The sequence below is a fragment of the Clostridium sp. BSD2780061688st1 H5 genome, from assembly GCF_005845155.1.
Lineage (GTDB): Bacteria > Bacillota > Clostridia > Lachnospirales > Lachnospiraceae > Claveliimonas > Claveliimonas intestinigallinarum.
On the sequence record NZ_SPGT01000002.1, the window covers coordinates 26,648 to 40,254 of the forward strand.

The window sequence follows — 13,607 nt, forward strand, 5'->3', positions numbered from 1 at the left end:
GCCTTTTCCGTGGCCGTGCGGGAAGCTCAGAATTCCCGCACGCCGTACTGATCCCTGTACTGCTTCAGCGTCATGCCGGTGTGCTTCTTGAAGGTCTTTCCCAGATGGCTCTGGGAAGAAAAGCCCAGGTAGGCGGCAATCTCACTGTAGGAGTAGGGAGAGTAGGAGAGCAGGTTTTTTGTCAGCCCTACCTTTTCCTGGAGGATGAACTCCGTGATGGTGAGGCCCTCATACTGGCGGAAGATCTCGGACAGATAATTCGCGTTTAGGTACAGCTCGTCGGCAATGTCCTGGATGCGGATCTTTTCATGGAGATGCTTGAATATATAGTCCTTGCACTGGTCCACCCTGGGGTTCTGGTCTTTCCTTGGCCGGCCTGCCTTCTGGGAATTTAAGTCCGCCACCATCTCTGCATATTTGAATTCAAACTGGTGCATCATGTTCAGCAGGACAGCCGTGTCTGATTCCTCCTCCAGCTTCTGGATGAAGACGTCGCTCATGGAGAAGGATACCTCCGGGAGAAGGCCGCCTCTGATGGCTGCACGGCTTGCCAGCGTGACCACCACAATGCCCCGGTTGCGCATGTGGCGGACCTCGTCTTTGGCCAGTGTCCCGATCTTTCCCGTGTAGTCCTCCTGCAGGCTGCGCCGGAGCATGCCGATGTCCCCGTGCTCGATGCTGGAGAACTCCCGCAGCTCCTGGTCGTAAGGATTGTGGGGCTGCTCCTGCTCCCTCCGGTCAAAGACCAGGGAGGAGAAGTCCTCCATGATGGCGTCGTCCATGGAGCTGTCCATGCAGTTGGCGGTCACCAGGTCGTCCCGGGAGAGGAAGCTGGTGTGCAGCAGGTTGTAGACGAGGAGCACATGGGAGGTGAAGTCGGAGAACTCGCACTCCGGGGCAGACATTGCCCAGGACGGGTATTCCTATTGCGTACAGCCGGATCTCAATCACTATGAGGCATCGAAGTGCGTAGACCTTGCGGGCACGGATATCTACTTTTCCACCCAGGATGAGCTGACCGGAACGGAGGCAGCATTTGGCGGGGACTCCATACGAAGCCTGAAGAATGAAAATTATCTGGTGCTGGAGAGCCAGGCTCAGGCATTCAAGTACTGGACTCCCTATCCGGGACAGCTCCGGCTCCACGCCTACAGCCACCTGGCCAGCGGCGCTATAGGGGAGCTCTACTGGAACTGGCACTCTATCCACAACGGGTATGAGACCTACTGGCGCGGCATACTGAGCCATGACCTGCTTCCAAATCCGGCCTACACAGAGATATGCGATATCGGCCGGGAATGGAAGGAACACGGGGCGGAGCTGGCCGGGCTGAAGAAAAAGAACCGGATTGCCCTCCTTGTGGACAACCGCTCACTGACTGCTCTTCAGTGGTTCCCCATTGACAGGGACTTAAGCTACAACGATGTGGTCCGGTGGATGTACGACAGCCTCTATGAGCTGAACCTGGAGTGCGACGTGGTGGACGCCCACGCCCTGGAGGAGGACCGTTACGATATGATCGTCACCCCAGCCCTCTACTGCGCCGGGGAGGAGCTCATTCACCGCCTTGACGCCTTTGTAAAGCGGGGCGGAGTCCTTGTCAGCTCCTTCCGTTCCTTTGTGGCGGATGAGCACTCCAGCGTGTACCCGGATGTCCAGCCCCATGGACTGACGGACTGCTTCGGAATGACCTACAATCAGTTCACAGAGCCCGGCAGGACTTCCATTGCAGGAGAGAAGGTCCGGTATTTTATGGAGCTTCTAAAGCCAGAGACAGCGGAGGCGAAGGCATCCTATGCGCACCCCTACTGGGGGCAGTACGCGGGGATCACGAGGAACCGGTACGGAGCCGGAGCTGCCTGGTACGTGGGCTGCTGTACGGAGAAGAGGCTTCTGAAGGATGTGTACAGGCAGGCAGCGGCAGACGCGGGAATTTCCCTGCCATCCTGTGAGTGGCCTGTCACTCTCAGAAGCAGTGAGACAGAGGACGGGAGAAGGCTGCACTTTATCCTCCACTACAGCCAGGAGGAGCGGACAATCCCCTGCCCCTTTGATCACGGGACAGACATTCTGACAGGGAAAAGCTATGACAGGCAGGCTCCGATCCATCTGAAGGACTGGGATGTGGTGATCCTGGAGGAGAGACGGAAGTAAAAGCGTGGAGGAGAGAGGAAATGCTGCATTTATATATGGCAGAGAGCCCGGAGAGACTTTATCCGGAGCGAAGAGAAGAACAGTATACATTTATCCCGGAGGACGGCACAGAGAACGAGGTGGTCAATCTGTATCCTGACGTCACCTTCCAGACTATGGAGGGCTTTGGAGGGGCTGTCACAGACGCGGCCGGATATGTGTTTTCCAGGATGGACAAAGCCAGGCAGGAGGAGCTGCTGGACATGTATTTCGGGGAGGAGGGCATGCACTACAACCGGGTGCGCCTCCACATGGACAGCTGCGATTTTTCCACCCGGCTCTACTCAGCCGTGGAGGACGAGACAGACGATAATCTGGACACTTTTTCCTTTGCTCACACGGAAAAACACATGATTCCTCTCCTGGAGGCGGCCCAGAAGAGAGCGGGGAAAAAGCTGAAGATCATGCTCTCCGCCTGGTCTCCGCCGGAGTTCATGAAGACAAACGGGAGCCGCATCGGAGGCGGCTCCCTGAAAAAGGAGTACTACGGGAGATGGGCCCGGTATCTGTGCCGCTACATTGAGGAGTTTGAAAAGAGGGGCTATGAGGTGGAGCGCATGTCCCTCCAGAACGAACCCGCCGCCGTGCAGACATGGGACTCCTGCGTCTACACGGTGGAGGAGGAAAAGATATTTCTGCGGGATCACCTCTTCCCGGAGATGAAGAAGAGAGGGCTGGAACACGTGGAGATCTTTGGCTGGGACCACAACAAGGAGCGGCTTTTTGAGAGGGCCCGGGGGCTCATCGATGAGAGGACGGACTCCATGATCACAGGGCTGGCCTTTCACTGGTACAGCGGGGATCATTTTGAGGCCCTGGATCTGGTGCGGCAGATGTACCCGGACAAGAAGCTGATCCTGTCCGAGAGCTGTCTGGAATTCGGAAAATACGACAAGGACTTGGAGACGGAGAACGCCATCCGCCTCTCCCACGATATGATCGGGAACCTGAACCACGGCATGTCCGCTTTTTATGACTGGAACATCCTGCTGGACGGCCAGGGCGGCCCCAACCACCAGGACAATTTCTGTGACTCGCCCTATCTCTACCACGAGGAGGAGGGACGCCTGGAGGAGAGGAGGATCTGCCGGTATTACTGGCATTTCGCCCACTTTATCGAGGCCGGGGCTGTCCGCATCGCCCACACGAAGTACACGGAGAAGCTGGATATGACGGCCTGGAAAAATCCCTCCGGTGACATTGCCTGCATTTTCATGAACAAGTCAGACGAAACGCTGCCGGCGGTGATCCGCATGGAGGGAGAACTCTGTCCTATCGAACTGGAGCCAAGGGCTATCGCCAGCTGCGTGATCAAAGAAGAAAGAGAAGCATGAGAGAGACTGGAAGGAGAGAACAGACATGATAACAAATCCAATTATTCCCGGGTTTAATCCCGATCCATGTATATGCCGGAAGGGGGAGGACTACTATTTGGCGGTGTCCACATTCGAGTGGATGCCGGGCCTTCCGGTCTACCACTCCAGAGACCTGAAGCACTGGGAGCTGTACACCCATGTGATCACCGACGATGAGAAGGTGGACTTAAAGAAGCTGCCATCCGCCAAGGGGATCTGGGCCCCCTGGAGCGAGCCCGTGTATCTCCATTCCTCAGGCTTTGACGCCTCTCTCTTCCACGACGATGACGGACGCAAGTACGTGGTGGCCCTGGAGTGGGAGACAAGAGAGGGCTACGAGAAGCCGGGAGCCATCTGCATGGTGGAGTATGACCCGGAGAAGAAGGAGATCAAAGGGTATCCGAAGCGGATCTGGAACGGGGGAACAGACCGGGGCTGCATTGAGGCTCCTCACCTGACCAAGAAAAACGGCTATTACTATATTATGTGCGCGGAGGGTGGCACTGGCTATAACCACTGTGTCACCATGGGCCGATCCCGCAGCGTGTGGGGCCCCTACGAGAAGGATCCCACCAACCCCATCCTTACCTCTGTGCCAGGAGAGTCCTACGAGAGACACAACCCGGATCATTTAAAGCCCAAATACTATAACCCGGACTCCGTCCTTCAGAAGGCGGGGCACGGCAGCTATGTGGAGACGCCGGCGGGGGAGGTCTACATGGTCTTTCACGTGTCCAGGCCCTTTGTCCCGGAGCTGTGCTGCACTCTGGGACGGGAGACGGCGATCCAGAAGATGATGTGGACCGAGGACGGGTGGCTCCGGTCTGCCTCCGGAAGCAACATGGCCCAGGAGGAGACGCAGGAGAGCTCTCTGCCGGAGCGCCCGCTGCCGCAGACGCCGGATTTTGATGACTTTGACAGTGGGGAGCTGGGAAATTGGTACTATGCCCCCAGGATCATTCCCCGGAGATTTGCGGATGTGAAAGCCAGGCCCGGCTGGGTGCGCCTCCGGGGACAGGAGTCAAGGACGTCCCTCAACAGGGTCAGCATCCTTGCCAGAAAGCTGACAAGTGTCTACGCCCGGATCACCACGAAGATGGAGTTCCTGCCTGAGGTGCACCAGCACAGTGCGGGCCTCATCCTCTACTACGACAATATGAACTACATCAATCTCCGGAAATATTACAGCGAGACGCTGGGAGGAAGCGCCCTGTCCATCATCCACCTGGAGAACGGCGTGAAGACGGAGTTCCTCAATACCAGGACTGCTGTGGAGGACTGTCCCATTTACCTGCGTCTCTGGATCCAGGGGAGAAAGTCCTGGTTCGAGTGGAGCTACGATGGGGAACACTACACGAAGATCGGCCGGATCTTTGAGACGGCGAAATTCTCTGACGAGTACTGCCAGTACGGGGAATTCACCGGCACGATGGTAGGCCTGACCTGCGCGGACAGGGTGAGGCACCAGCACTGTGCGGATTTTGATTTCTTCGAGTACATCGCCGATGAGACAAAGCCGTTGGATTAGTATATGGGGACGTAATATTTTTCAAAAGTATTACGTCCCTCTTTCTATGTCACATATTCTTGCGGCGGCGGTGGAAGTGTGCTATCCTGTTGACAGGCATTATTTTTCTCATATTCTTATGTGGCATCTGTCATGTCAAAGAAGGGCCGGGAGTATCTCCGGCGTTCCTGTCAGAAATCTTAATGCTTATTTTCACAATCAGAGTAAGCAGAGAGGTTTCAAAGGAAGGAGAGAAATATTTCTGAATGTCTTCTGAGGCCTCCTGCGAAAATTAAAGGAGGAGGGCCTATGGAACAGAAGACAAGGCTGCAGTGGCACCCGGCGTTTGCAGCTGTTCTCAGGATTGAGCTGGAGAAGGAGCTTGACCGGCTGGAGATTGAAGATGAGGTCCAGCTGACGAAAAAACCGCTGCAGATGGATGTGCTGCTCATCAAAAAGGACGGGGAGAAGCCAATCGAAAAGAATATTGGCCGCATTTTCAGGAAGCACAATATCATTGAGTACAAGTCGCCGGGAGATAGCCTGAGTGTAAACGATTTCTATAAAGTATACGGCTATGCATGTATTTACCAGTCTGACACGGACAGGGTGATGGAGATCCGTCCGCAGGAGCTGACGCTGACATTTGTGTGCAGCCGTTTTCCGAGAAAGCTGCTGCAGCATTTGCGGGGCAATCTGCGCAGGGGCAGAGAGATTGAAGAGCTGATGGAGAGGTATGAGGAACACAGTCATTCCCGGTGGTATCAGTCGGCGATGGATCTGATCGTCCGGGCCAACTGGGAGAAAGTGAAGGAGGAGAAGGATATGTGCGAAGCGTTAAGAGAACTGTTTGCGGATGAGCTTCAGGAGTCGGAAGATGCTGGAGCGGAGAAGCAGATCATTTCCGTCGTGTGTAAGAAGCTGGAGAAAAACAGAGGGGTGTCTGAGATTTCTGAGGCCTTGGAGGAGCCGGAGGAAAAGATCCGCCTCATCTGTGAGGCCGCCGCGGACTATGCGCCGGATTATGACGTAGATAAAATATACAATAAGCTGAGAGAAGGAGAGAGCAGGAAATGAAGATACTGATCGCATCTGACATACACGGGAGCGCCTATTACTGCCGCTGCCTTTTGGAGAGATACCGGGAGGAGAAGCCGGATAAGCTGCTCCTTCTGGGGGATATCCTCTATCACGGCCCTAGGAACGACCTGCCCCGCGAGTACGCGCCCAAGGAAGTGCTGGCTATGCTCAACAAGGTGAAGGAGGAAATCCTGTGCGTCCGGGGGAACTGTGACACGGAGGTGGATCAGATGGTGCTGGAGTTCCCAATCCTGGCGGATTACTGCATTTTGTATACCGGAGACAGGATGATCTTCGCAACCCACGGGCATCAGCACAATACAGCCCATCCCCCTATGCTGAAAGAGGGAGACATTCTTCTGCACGGGCACACCCATGTGCCGGTGCTTGAGGAGTTTGATGGAAAATACTATATCAATCCCGGATCCGTGTCCATTCCAAAGGAGAACAGTGCCCACAGCTATATGATGCTGGAGGACGGCGTGTTCACCTGGAAGGATGTGGAGACGGGGGAGACATACAAGGAGGCAGCGCTGTAGGGCGCTGCCTCCTTTATGCCGGGCAGTTTTCCTCATGCCCGTGCGGCTCTTTTTTTCCCGTACCGCAGCGGTTCCGACACATGTCTGCGGAAGAAGGCAATGACAGGCCCCATGAAAAAGGCTGTGATCACAGTGCCGATTCCCACCGTGGCATGCAGGGAGAAGCCGATGACAACACAGATTACATCGGTGGTGATGCGAAGATACTGGAACTGGAACCGGGTGTGGGCGTCCAGGTACAGGGCGATGACATCGTAGGTGGACACGCCCAGATCTGCTGTGAAATACAGAGCGGCAGCCAGGCTGACGAGAAGGACACCCGCCACAAGAAAGACGCATTTCAGAGCGAGGCCGGGATGGGGGAAGAGAGTGTCCCAGACCCATCCGGAGAACTCGGCCACATAGCCCAGGAGAAAGAGGTTGATAAAGGTGCCCAGACCGATCTTTGCCCTGTCCATGAAGAACATGGCGGCCAGCAGGATCAGATTCAGAATCATATAAAAGGTGCCAAAGCCTATGGAGGTCAGATTCCACACACCGTGGGCAAAGACCTGGAAGGGATCCATGCCGAAATCAGAGAAGTTGAACATGCCCACGGCGATACCGTTCAGGGTGATCCCGCAGACAGTCATCAGGATACGTCTTGTCTTTTCGTTTTTCATCACTTTATCTCTCCTTTGCGATTGAACAGGCAGTACCGGAAATGCTTCTGTCAGGACTCGCCAACAGCCTGGTTTGAGGCAGCCTGTCCTGTAATCGGGCTGCCCCACTTGACATACCGGGTGTATACTATATAATTATAGTGCCGGAAACATCCAGCGTCTGTCAAATTCAGACCAATTCATATAATATTTGTACCAGAAATGATAAAGGAGGGGACATGCGTGAGCTATCTGCAGACACAGGACAGGATCCGGGTGGACCAGAGGATGTACGAGCTACAGAAGCACGGGACAAAGGAGTTCCCCTTCCAGGTATATTTTAATGATTTCCCGCACTTTCGGGATCATCTTGAGGACTGGCACTGCCATGCCGAGATGGAGTTTACCGTGGCGCTCAAGGGGGCCTTTGAGTGCGGACTGAATGAAAGGCGGTACAGGATCGAGGCGGGAGAAGGTATATTTGTGAATTCGGGCGTGCTGCATATGTACCGCGCCCTCGGCAAATACGAGGACAGTGAGAGCATATCCATTGTCTTTCTCCCCCAGTTTCTCTCAGGAGGGACGGAGAATCTGATCTTTCATAAATTCATTGAGCCGGTCATGGAGGATGCCGGGATGCGGGGAGAGCCTCTGCGCCGCGGAAGCGGCTGGCAGGAGGAGCTGCTCGTCTGTCTGCGCAGGCTGTACTGTCTGAGCAGAGAGGACGGCTGGCTGACAGAGATGCGCCTTAGGAACCAGCTCTCCCAGGCATGGGAGCTTTTTATCAGAAACTATGCCAGGGGGGACGAGGAGGCGGAAAAGCCTTCCAGGGAAATGATCTATGAGGAGAGGGCAAGGAGGATCCTGCAGTTCATCCAGGAGCACTACTGTGAGGACATCACAGTGGAGGATGTGGCGGAGCAGGTCCACATCAGCAGGACAGAGTGCTTCCGGTGCTTTCAGAAGATCACCGGGCAGAGCCCTAAGAGCTATCTGAACAGTTACCGGATCAGACAGGCTATGCGCCAGCTGGAGACAACGGATGACAGTATCACAGCGATCTGTTTTTCATGCGGGTTCAACAGCATGAGCTATTTTGTGAAGCGGTTCCGGGAGAGCGCCGGCATCTCGCCGGGAAAATACCGGGAACTGACAAGACGAAAGGGAAACACAGAGGAGCTGAACATGAATACGCAGCAAAAGAAAGGAGATCAGGAACATGCTTGAAGTAAAGAACCTGACTTTTAAAGTGAATGAAAACGGTGTGGAGCGAAGCATCGTGAAGGATATCAGCTTTACCGTGGAGAACGGGGAGATGCTGGTGATCACAGGGCCCAATGGGGGAGGGAAATCCACCCTGGCAAAGGTGCTGATGGGGATTGAGAAGGCGGATGCCGGACAGATCATCCTGGACGGGGAGGATATCTCCGGATATGATATCGACCACCGCGCAAAAGCGGGAATCGGCTTTGCCTTCCAGCAGCCCCCGCGATTTAAGGGGATGACAGTGGACCGCCTGCTGTCCTTGGCGGCAGGTGAACCGCTTCCGGAGCAGGTGGCCTGCCGGATGCTCAGTTCGGTGGGACTGTGCGCGAAGGAGTATTTAAAGAGGGAGATCGACGGGACGCTCTCAGGAGGAGAGATGAAGCGGATCGAGATCGCCACAGTGCTGGCGAAGAGCCATAAGCTGTGTGTTTTCGATGAGCCCGAGGCGGGCATTGACCTGTGGAGCTTTTCCATGCTCATACAGCAGTTTGAAAGGATCCACGAGAAGAAGGATCAGATGCTGATCCTGATCTCCCACCAGGAGAGGATCATCCGCATGGCGGACAGGATCATGGTCATTGACGATGGACGGATCAAGAATATCGGCCCGAGGGAGGAAGTGCTCCCCCCGCTCCTCAAGGAGGAGCCGTCCTGCACATGTATGGATCAGCAGGCGTAAGCAGCGGAAGAAAGCAAAAAGAGAGGAGAAGATGACAGATGCCAGCATTATTAGATAAGATCACAGAACAGGTGCTGCGGCAGATAGACAGCGGCTCCGGATTTAAGCAGGAGGGCGCTTTCAATCTCCGCCAGAACGGAATTTCCCTGTGCCACGGCAGCACGGAGCATATTAAGATAAAGAAAAAGGAAGACAAGCCTGGTATAGATGTATATATAGACGGGGACACAAAGGGCGAGCAGGTGCATATCCCGGTTGTGGTGAGCGCCTCCGGCATGGTGGATATTGTGTACAACGATTTCTATATCGCTGGCGGCGCGGACGTCACGATCGTAGCCGGCTGCGGCATCCACAACAGCGGCTGCGATGAGAGTCGTCACGACGGTATCCATGCCTTCCACGTGGGGAAGGGGGCCAATGTCCGCTACGAGGAGAAGCACTACGGTGAGGGTGAGGGAACAGGAGCCCGGGTCCTGAATCCGGTGACAAAGATCTATATGGAAGAGGATTCTATGTTTACCCTGGATACGGCCCAGATCAAGGGCGTGGACTCCACCGTGAGAGAGACTGAGGTGACTATGGGAGCCGGAGCGAAGCTCTATGTGGTGGAGAAGCTGATGACCCACGACAATCAGAAGGCGGAGTCCAACATGGCCGTTTACATGAAGGGGGAGGACAGCTCCGCCCAGATTATCTCCCGGTCTGTGGCAAAGGGAAGCTCTACCCAGGTCTTCCATCCAAGGGCTGTGGGAGAGGCAAAATGCCACGCCCACATCCAGTGCGACTCTATTATCATGGATGAGGCGCAGGTGCGCTCCATCCCGGAGATCGACGCCCGCCATCTGGACGCGGCAATCATCCATGAGGCTGCCATCGGAAGGATCAACAACGAGCAGCTCATCAAGCTGCGCACCTTCGGAATGACTGAGGAAGAGGCAGAAGGCGTGATCGTGGAGGCGTTTTTGAATTAAGTTCATAAGAGCTGTCATATCAGGAACATAATCGTAGATTTAATAAAGGACAGGTAAATGAGGTGGAATTCCACTTTATTTACCTGTCCTTTGATTATCTTTGTGTATACATTTTTTCAGATCCCCGCAAACGTATTTCCGGAATCAAAGATGTACGGATTTTTTCGTGATTTGTTGAAGAGGAGATACGTTTTAAGATAGTTTCGGCGGCATATTCACCTATACTAAAGGTTCTTTTGACTATGGAGGTGATATTAAAATTCAGGCTCCAAAGCAGCTCTACATCACCAAACGCCACGATTGATATATCTTTTCCAATCTGTAGATCATGTGTCAAAAGATATTTTACAAGTCCCAGGGTAAAAATGGTATCAGCAGTAAAAATAGCTGTTGGAGGTGGGCTGAGTGAAAACAGGTCGGAAGCCATTTCATAGGCGGTATCAATTTTTGAAGGCCCAAATTTTACATAATTTGGATTGACGGGTTTTCCGCAATTTGTCAAAGCATCAATATATCCTTGATGACGCTGATGCATATAGAGAATTTCAGGTTTTCCGCACATGATAGCAATTCTCTCATGACCATTTCTGAGCAGAAGAGATGTGGCATCAAAGGCGCCTTCCTGTTCAGCCATGAAAATGTTGTCAAAACTGGAACACTTCATATCTCTTCCTACAACTACAACGGGAACAGATAAATCCTGCAGAGCAGAGATGGTTGCAGGCAGAAAGGCCCCTTTATTATTGACCGGAGAAAGGATAATCCCGTCAATATTTTGGTGAGAGAGCTCTCTGATTAGCTCCAGTTCTTTTTTTTCGTCTTCGTTAGAAGAAAAGTACATGATGTTAAAATGCGCTTTTTCGAAAGGATCGTTCAGTCCGGTCAAGATCTCGGCGTAAAAGCTGTCTGTGATGTTAGGGAGTAGGACGGCTATGGTGTTATAGGTTTGTACCTTGACTGTTTGACCTTTCGGACGCTGATAATTTGTCTGAATGAGAATTTCTTCCACCAAATCTCTGGTTTCTTTTTTTACATATCCGTTCCCGTGTATTACACGGGAAACAGTAGCAACGGATACGCCTGCCATCTGAGCGATATCCCTGATAGTAGCTGCCATTTTTTACCTCGCTTGCATTTATACAAAGTAGTAGTGTTTATAGACCCTCTCCAAGGTCTGAATAATCTGTTTTATAATTGTTAATTTATTATATCATATCTCTCTTGCGAAAGCCAACGGTTGAAGTGTAACAAAGTGAATGAAATTACATGTAAAATTGTGTATTATTGCACATATAAAATGTAATTAAATGTAAAAAATGCGAATTGAATAGAGAGAGATGTATTGATATAATTGCAAATATAAAGGATCCGGATAATATGTAGCATGTTACACAAACTAAATAAAAGAAAGAGGTAAATAGAGATGGCAGAATTTATGAAATATGATCCATGGGCTAAGATTACAACAAGAAATGGATTTGCAGGCGATGAGATTATCTCAATGTTGCAAAAGTCGATCAGAAAAGCAAAAGAAGAGAATGCAATCAGAGCGGCTTATGAGATGTATATTACAAGTCCTCAAATGGAAGAAAAGCTGTGGAGACGTCTGCTGGCCATTAGTGTAGAGGATATTGGATTCGGAGATCCAAATGCCTGCGTCTATGTATGGACGTTAAATCAGATCCGCAAAGAATTTCTCTATGCAGACGGGGACAGGTCTCTGTTTTTTATTCAGGCTATCAGGTATCTTTGCAGATGTAAAAAAGAACGTTCCTCGGATCATATCAAATGCAGGATTATGGCGGAGTTTGAACACGGGAAAACACTGGAAATACCTGATTATGCGTATGATATGCATACCCAGAAAGGGAAAGCAATGGGCCGTGATGTGATTCATTTCCTTGAAGATGCCAGCTGTGTTACACCAGAGCTTGAGGATGAGGAGTTTAAAAAGATAAAGGCAGACTATATCAAATTTTGTAAGGAAGATAAAGACAGGATGGAGGGTAGGCCGGAAACAGAGCCTTTTGAATACAATGGATGGCAGTATTGATAGCTGATTGAGAAAGAGGTGATACTATGGAAAAAACTGTGAGTAATGGGATAAGGATGCACGCTTTTTATGTGTTTATGCTTATTTTTATGATTGCATTGGCAGTTACGACTACATTTATTGGCAATCTGACGCCCAATATTATTGAGCATTATGGCCTTAATTATTCACAGGCGGGAAATATAAATCTGTTTTTTCAGATTGGCGGCTTCGCATCTCTTTTACTTGGTGCCTTTTTTTCTGATAAGACGAAAAAAAGCAATATTATTATAGCTGCGGCCATTGTGATGAGTGCAGGGCTTTGCCTCATTGGTCTGGTACCGCCGTATATTTTTCTCCTGATCATTTTATTTGCTCTAGGCATGTCAACACAGATATTGAATATCCTTACATCAGGGTATACATGTGATATTGTATGTGCAGAAAAACAGAGCGGTTATGTAACATTTTTGCTGTCCTTTTACAGCATAGGATCCACAGTTGCTTCACAGCTCTCGATACGGCTTGAAGATTATGTGTGGACGTCCCGATTTCTTATCATAGGGATTGCCAGCGGTGTATTATCGTTATTGTTTCTGGCGTCAAAGCTTATTTTAAAAGAACCTGATAATATCGGAATTGAGGAGGCGGCATCTGTAGAAAGGGCGGAGAAAAATCCATATTCGCTGGCCCATCTTGGAAAAATGCTTCACAATTACAGATATTTTCTAATTCTGATCATGGCATTTTTATATACGGGACACCAGACAACCATTACAATGTGGTTCCCTACCTATCTGACAGAGGATCTGAAATTTTCAGCTGCTTTCATGGGCAGTGTGATTTCGCTATACTGGACCGGAGTGCTGATCGGGCGCATATTATATACTTTTGTTTTTAAAAAGATAAAGGCGGCAGTGTTTATAATGGTCACATCTATCCTCGGAAGCGTGCTGCTTGCTGTGGCCATTCTGGGCGGAACGCAGATCCTATGGCAGATAGGAGTGGCTGGCCTTGGAATTCTGACGGGAGCCTTGTTTCCCCTGTTTATTATGTTGGGATGCTCTCTTTTCCCGCAGAATTCCGGAAGTGCAAGCTCCTTTGTGGGTGTAGCTTTTGCACTGGGTTCTGCACTGTTCCCCTATATGCTTGGCTTTGTGGCAGAGTATGTGGAACTGAGAATTGCTATATATATTTCAGTATTAGCGTTGTTGGTTATCGGTATCTTGATTCCAGCAGGAAGATTTAACAGTGATAAATAATAGCAGAGCAAGGTGCGGTATAGGAAAAGGTATGTCGCACCTTGGTTTCTGTATAGATTATCAGATATTGTGGAAGAGAGGA

General features: G+C 51.4%; 13 protein-coding genes. 10 read left to right on the plus strand and 3 right to left on the minus strand.

The window, feature by feature from the left end:
- Positions 1 to 26: 26 nt before the first annotated feature.
- A complete protein-coding gene (locus FGQ86_RS01450) occupies positions 27 to 905 on the minus strand; it encodes an AraC family transcriptional regulator (RefSeq protein WP_138302786.1) in 879 nt (292 codons plus the stop codon).
- Between FGQ86_RS01450 and FGQ86_RS01455 the strand changes: the two genes are divergently transcribed.
- The 5 genes from FGQ86_RS01455 to yfcE all read left to right on the plus strand — a co-directional run bounded on the left by FGQ86_RS01455 (position 871) and on the right by yfcE (position 6,674).
- Positions 871 to 2,154, plus strand: coding sequence for a beta-galactosidase trimerization domain-containing protein (locus FGQ86_RS01455; RefSeq protein ID WP_138302787.1), 1,284 nt, complete (start codon positions 871 to 873; stop codon positions 2,152 to 2,154). The genes FGQ86_RS01450 and FGQ86_RS01455 overlap by 35 nt on opposite strands.
- A 20-nt stretch (positions 2,155 to 2,174) precedes the next feature.
- Complete coding sequence (locus tag FGQ86_RS01460; RefSeq protein ID WP_242842798.1) at positions 2,175 to 3,527, plus strand: glycoside hydrolase family 30 beta sandwich domain-containing protein; 1,353 nt, start codon at positions 2,175 to 2,177, stop codon at positions 3,525 to 3,527.
- A gap of 25 nt (positions 3,528 to 3,552) precedes the next feature.
- Entirely contained in the window at positions 3,553 to 5,076 is a 1,524-nt protein-coding gene (locus tag FGQ86_RS01465) for a family 43 glycosylhydrolase (protein WP_138302788.1), read from the plus strand.
- Positions 5,077 to 5,364: 288 nt separating this feature from the next.
- Positions 5,365 to 6,132: a hypothetical protein gene (locus FGQ86_RS01470; RefSeq protein WP_033124707.1), complete on the plus strand. Its 768-nt coding sequence runs from the start codon at positions 5,365 to 5,367 to the stop codon at positions 6,130 to 6,132.
- Entirely contained in the window at positions 6,129 to 6,674 is a 546-nt protein-coding gene (yfcE, locus tag FGQ86_RS01475) for a phosphodiesterase (protein WP_033124708.1), read from the plus strand. Before FGQ86_RS01470 ends, yfcE begins: the two co-directional genes overlap by 4 nt.
- A 32-nt stretch (positions 6,675 to 6,706) precedes the next feature.
- Here yfcE and FGQ86_RS01480 read toward each other — a convergent pair whose 3' ends face one another.
- Positions 6,707 to 7,336 carry a membrane protein gene (locus FGQ86_RS01480; RefSeq protein WP_052083828.1) on the minus strand — a complete coding sequence of 210 codons (630 nt, stop codon included), beginning with the start codon at positions 7,334 to 7,336 and terminating at the stop codon, positions 6,707 to 6,709.
- A gap of 222 nt (positions 7,337 to 7,558) precedes the next feature.
- On the opposite strand from FGQ86_RS01480, the gene FGQ86_RS01485 reads away from it, so the two are divergent.
- The 3 genes from FGQ86_RS01485 to FGQ86_RS01495 are packed head-to-tail and all read left to right on the plus strand — an operon-like array spanning position 7,559 to position 10,231.
- A complete protein-coding gene (locus FGQ86_RS01485) occupies positions 7,559 to 8,542 on the plus strand; it encodes an AraC family transcriptional regulator (RefSeq protein WP_171031488.1) in 984 nt (327 codons plus the stop codon).
- Positions 8,535 to 9,260, plus strand: a complete 726-nt coding sequence (locus FGQ86_RS01490; protein ID WP_138302790.1) for an ATP-binding cassette domain-containing protein — start codon at positions 8,535 to 8,537, stop codon at positions 9,258 to 9,260. The genes FGQ86_RS01485 and FGQ86_RS01490 overlap by 8 nt, the downstream gene beginning before the upstream one ends.
- 38 nt (positions 9,261 to 9,298) lie before the next feature.
- Complete coding sequence (locus tag FGQ86_RS01495) at positions 9,299 to 10,231, plus strand: SufD family Fe-S cluster assembly protein (protein WP_138302791.1); 933 nt, start codon at positions 9,299 to 9,301, stop codon at positions 10,229 to 10,231.
- A gap of 94 nt (positions 10,232 to 10,325) precedes the next feature.
- Here FGQ86_RS01495 and FGQ86_RS01500 read toward each other — a convergent pair whose 3' ends face one another.
- Positions 10,326 to 11,348, minus strand: coding sequence for a LacI family DNA-binding transcriptional regulator (locus tag FGQ86_RS01500; protein ID WP_138302792.1), 1,023 nt, complete (start codon positions 11,346 to 11,348; stop codon positions 10,326 to 10,328).
- 306 nt (positions 11,349 to 11,654) lie between these two features.
- On the opposite strand from FGQ86_RS01500, the gene FGQ86_RS01505 reads away from it, so the two are divergent.
- The gene (locus FGQ86_RS01505; RefSeq protein WP_033124714.1) at positions 11,655 to 12,284 is read left to right on the plus strand and encodes a hypothetical protein; all 630 of its coding nucleotides are present in this window, start codon (positions 11,655 to 11,657) and stop codon (positions 12,282 to 12,284) included.
- 26 nt (positions 12,285 to 12,310) lie between these two features.
- Positions 12,311 to 13,525 carry an MFS transporter gene (locus FGQ86_RS01510; RefSeq protein WP_138302793.1) on the plus strand — a complete coding sequence of 405 codons (1,215 nt, stop codon included), beginning with the start codon at positions 12,311 to 12,313 and terminating at the stop codon, positions 13,523 to 13,525.
- Positions 13,526 to 13,607 lie beyond the last annotated feature (82 nt).

What these genes read in the sequence shown, in the direction of transcription:
- FGQ86_RS01450 (WP_138302786.1), bottom strand. Translation starts at nt 905, where the DNA reads ATGTCTGCCCCGGAGTGCGAGTTCTCCGACTTCACCTCCCATGTGCTC.
- FGQ86_RS01460 (WP_242842798.1), top strand. Translation starts at nt 2,175, where the DNA reads ATGCTGCATTTATATATGGCAGAGAGCCCGGAGAGACTTTATCCGGAG.
- FGQ86_RS01465 (WP_138302788.1), top strand. Translation starts at nt 3,553, where the DNA reads ATGATAACAAATCCAATTATTCCCGGGTTTAATCCCGATCCATGTATA.
- FGQ86_RS01470 (WP_033124707.1), top strand. Translation starts at nt 5,365, where the DNA reads ATGGAACAGAAGACAAGGCTGCAGTGGCACCCGGCGTTTGCAGCTGTT.
- yfcE (WP_033124708.1), top strand. Translation starts at nt 6,129, where the DNA reads ATGAAGATACTGATCGCATCTGACATACACGGGAGCGCCTATTACTGC.
- FGQ86_RS01480 (WP_052083828.1), bottom strand. Translation starts at nt 7,336, where the DNA reads ATGAAAAACGAAAAGACAAGACGTATCCTGATGACTGTCTGCGGGATC.
- FGQ86_RS01490 (WP_138302790.1), top strand. Translation starts at nt 8,535, where the DNA reads ATGCTTGAAGTAAAGAACCTGACTTTTAAAGTGAATGAAAACGGTGTG.
- FGQ86_RS01495 (WP_138302791.1), top strand. Translation starts at nt 9,299, where the DNA reads ATGCCAGCATTATTAGATAAGATCACAGAACAGGTGCTGCGGCAGATA.
- FGQ86_RS01500 (WP_138302792.1), bottom strand. Translation starts at nt 11,348, where the DNA reads ATGGCAGCTACTATCAGGGATATCGCTCAGATGGCAGGCGTATCCGTT.
- FGQ86_RS01505 (WP_033124714.1), top strand. Translation starts at nt 11,655, where the DNA reads ATGGCAGAATTTATGAAATATGATCCATGGGCTAAGATTACAACAAGA.
- FGQ86_RS01510 (WP_138302793.1), top strand. Translation starts at nt 12,311, where the DNA reads ATGGAAAAAACTGTGAGTAATGGGATAAGGATGCACGCTTTTTATGTG.